We start from the raw sequence: 3,086 nt of genomic DNA, 5'->3' as shown, positions 1-3,086 counted from the left end.
TCACCACCGCGGCAGCCGAATTCGACAACGACCCCGGCATCGGAGCGATCATCATCACCGGCTCGGCGAAGGCGTTCGCCGCGGGCGCCGACATCAAGGAGATGTCCAGCCTGGCGTTCTCCGACGTCTTCGCCGCCGACTTCTTCGCGCCGTGGGCAAAGCTCGCCGCCGTGCGCACGCCGACCATCGCCGCGGTCGCCGGCTACGCGCTCGGTGGTGGCTGCGAGCTCGCGATGATGTGCGACGTGCTGATCGCCGCCGACACGGCGAAATTCGGCCAACCGGAGATCAAGCTGGGCGTGCTGCCGGGCATGGGCGGCTCGCAGCGGCTGACTCGGGCCATCGGTAAGGCCAAGGCGATGGACCTGATCCTGACCGGACGCAACATGGGCGCGGAGGAGGCCGAGCGCAGCGGCCTGGTGGCGCGGGTCGTCCCCGCCGACGATCTGCTGACCGAGGCCAAGGCCGTCGCCACCACGATCTCGCAGATGTCGCGGTCGGCGTCCCGGATGGCGAAGGAAGCGGTCAACCGCGCCTTCGAATCCACGTTGACCGAGGGTCTGCTCTACGAACGTCGGCTATTCCATTCGGCTTTCGCGACCGACGACCAGTCCGAAGGAATGGCAGCGTTCATCGAGAAGCGACCGCCGAACTTCACCCACCGCTAAGGAGTCGTGGTGAACGAAGCTGCCACTGCCGAACCCGAGCAAGCCGTCGAGCCGCAGCGCCGGGAAGCGTGGTGGGTTCGGCACTACACCTTCACCGGCACCGCGGTCGGGCTGGTATTCATCTGGTTTTCGATGACGCCGTCGCTGTTGCCGCGCGGCCCGTTGTTTCAGGGGTTAGTCAGCGGCCTGGCCGGCGCAATCGGTTATTCCATAGGCGTTTTCGCGGTATGGCTGGTGCGCTTCATGCTCTCCCGAGATTCCAGCCCACCGGCACCGCGGCGGGCGTGGCTGGTGCTGATCGTCGTCGGCGCGATCGGCATGGTCGCGATGGTGATCTGGTTCCACGTCTGGCAGGACCGGGTACGCGATCTGATGGGCGTCAAGCACCTGGTGTGGCTCGACTACCCGCTGACCACTGCACTGTCGTTGGTCGTGCTGTTCGGCGTCGTCGAAACCGGCCAGCTCATCCGTCGACTAGTCCATTTTCTCGATCTGCACCTTGATCGGATTGCGCCGCCGCGGGTTTCGGCCGTGATTGTGGTATCGCTACTGGTCGCTCTGGCAATCGCGTTGCTCAACGGCGTCGTCGTGAAATTCGCGATGCGGACCATGAACAACACCTTCGCCACGGTGAACAACGAAATCAATCCCGATACCGCCGCGCCGCGGACACCACTGCGGTCCGGCGGACCGCAGTCGCTGGCGACCTGGGAATCGCTGGGGCACCAGGGCCGGATATTCATCAAGGGCGGGCCCACCGTCGACCAGCTCACCGCGTTCAACGGCGCGCCGGCGACCGAGCCGATCCGCGCCTACGCCGGACTCGACTCCGCCGACGGCATCACCGCGGCCGCGGAGTTGGCCGCACGAGAGTTGGAGCGCGAGGGCGGATTACGCCGCGCTGTCGTCGCGGTTGGAACCACCACCGGCACCGGCTGGATCAACGAGGCCGAGGCCGACGCGCTGGAGTACATGTACAACGGCAACACCGCAGTGGTGAGCATGCAGTACTCGTTCCTGCCCAGCTGGCTGTCCTTCCTGGTGGACAAGGAGAACGCGCGCCGTGCCGGCCAGGCGCTGTTCGAAGCCGTTGATCGGCAGGTGCGTCGGCTGCCAGAAGCGCAGCGCCCCAAGCTCGTCGTGTTCGGCGAGAGCCTGGGCTCCTTCGGCGGCGAGGCTCCGTTCATGAGCCTCAACAACGTGCTCGCCCGCACCGACGGCGCGTTGTTCTCCGGGCCCACATTCAAGAACACCATCTGGACCGATCTGACCGCGACCCGCGACCGCAAGTCGCCGGAGTGGCTGCCGCTCTACGACCACGGCATGTATGTGCGATTCGTGGCACGTCCTGAAGACCTCAAACGCCCTGAATCGCAATGGAATACGCCGCGCGTCGTGTATCTGCAGCACGCCTCGGACCCAATCGCCTGGTGGGATCCCGGTCTGCTGTTCCGCGAACCGGACTGGCTGCGCGAAAAACGTGGCTACGACGTGCTTCCCGAGACCGAATGGATCCCGGTGGTGACGTTCTTGCAGGTGTCGGCGGACATGGCGGTGGCCGTCGATGTGCCGCAGGGCCACGGTCACGTCTACGTCGCCGACGTCGCCAACGGCTGGGCGGCGGTGCTGCAGCCGCCGGGATGGACGCCGGAGAAGACCGCGAAACTTCGCCCACTGCTGCACGCCAGTGACGGCTAACGTCAGGTGAACGGACGCTGTGAGTGTCTAAGGGTTTTGTACTACTAGCTAGCCCGTCGAACCATCAGGTGGCAGTATCAATATCATCGGATCCCCTAGGAGGGAGTAATCGATGAAGACCATTGCGAAGATCGCGGTGGCGGGCGTTCTTTTTGCAGCGCCTGCCGCGGCCTTCGGTCCAGCGGCGTTCGCGGCGACTGGTTTCGGCGGTACGGCCAGCGTGCTACCCGCGCCGCCGCCCGCGGATCCACCTCCGGCTCCGGAGCCGCCGGCCCCGCCGCAACACAACTACGAGTACTACAACCCCAATGACTACAACGACCAGTGGTACAACACTGGCGCAGACGGTGGGGGTGGCGGCGGAGGCGGCGGCTAGGCCGTCGTTATCAGACCCGCCGCGAGCAGCGCCTGGTAACCACCGATGACGTCCGTCGCGCGGTGCAGGCCTAGGTCCTGCAACGCCACCGCGGCCAGACTCGACGTGTAGCCCTCCGAGCAGAGCACCACCCACTCGACATCGTCGTCGACGGCTTGCTGCAGCCGCGCGTCGCTGGTCGGGTCGCAGCGCCACTCCAGCACGTTTCGCTCGATGACGAGCGCCCGCAACGACTCTGGCACTTCCCCCTCGCGAGTGCGCTGAGCCTGCGGCCGGATGTCGACGAGCAACGCGCCGCGCCGCAACGCCGCCGGCACCTCGCCGGCCGCCAGGCGGTGCAGCCG

At 66.4% G+C, this 3,086-nt stretch carries 4 protein-coding genes; 3 read left to right on the top strand and 1 reads right to left on the bottom strand.

Annotation, left to right across the window (positions count from 1 at the left end; translation table 11 throughout):
- From WAN02_RS01335 to WAN02_RS01325, 3 genes are all read left to right on the top strand, one after another.
- On the top strand, window positions 1–668 hold a 668-nt coding region (locus WAN02_RS01335; protein WP_422262101.1), incomplete at its 5' end, for an enoyl-CoA hydratase.
- 9 nt (window positions 669–677) lie between these two features.
- Window positions 678–2,366, top strand: coding sequence for an alpha/beta hydrolase (locus tag WAN02_RS01330; RefSeq protein WP_422262099.1), 1,689 nt, complete (start codon window positions 678–680; stop codon window positions 2,364–2,366).
- Between the two features lie 112 nt (window positions 2,367–2,478).
- The gene (locus tag WAN02_RS01325; protein WP_422262097.1) at window positions 2,479–2,742 is read left to right on the top strand and encodes a hypothetical protein; all 264 of its coding nucleotides are present in this window, start codon (window positions 2,479–2,481) and stop codon (window positions 2,740–2,742) included.
- Here the strand turns inward: WAN02_RS01325 and WAN02_RS01320 are convergent.
- A partial coding sequence (locus WAN02_RS01320) for a rhodanese-like domain-containing protein (RefSeq protein ID WP_422262095.1) occupies window positions 2,739–3,086 on the bottom strand: 348 nt, incomplete at its 5' end. The two genes, WAN02_RS01325 and WAN02_RS01320, sit on opposite strands and share 4 nt — an antisense overlap.

It is taken from the genome of Mycobacterium sp. (genome assembly GCF_049281135.1).
GTDB lineage: Bacteria > Actinomycetota > Actinomycetes > Mycobacteriales > Mycobacteriaceae > Mycobacterium.
Note: the sequence above shows the minus strand (reverse complement) of the source record. Positions and strands in the feature narration are given on the sequence as shown.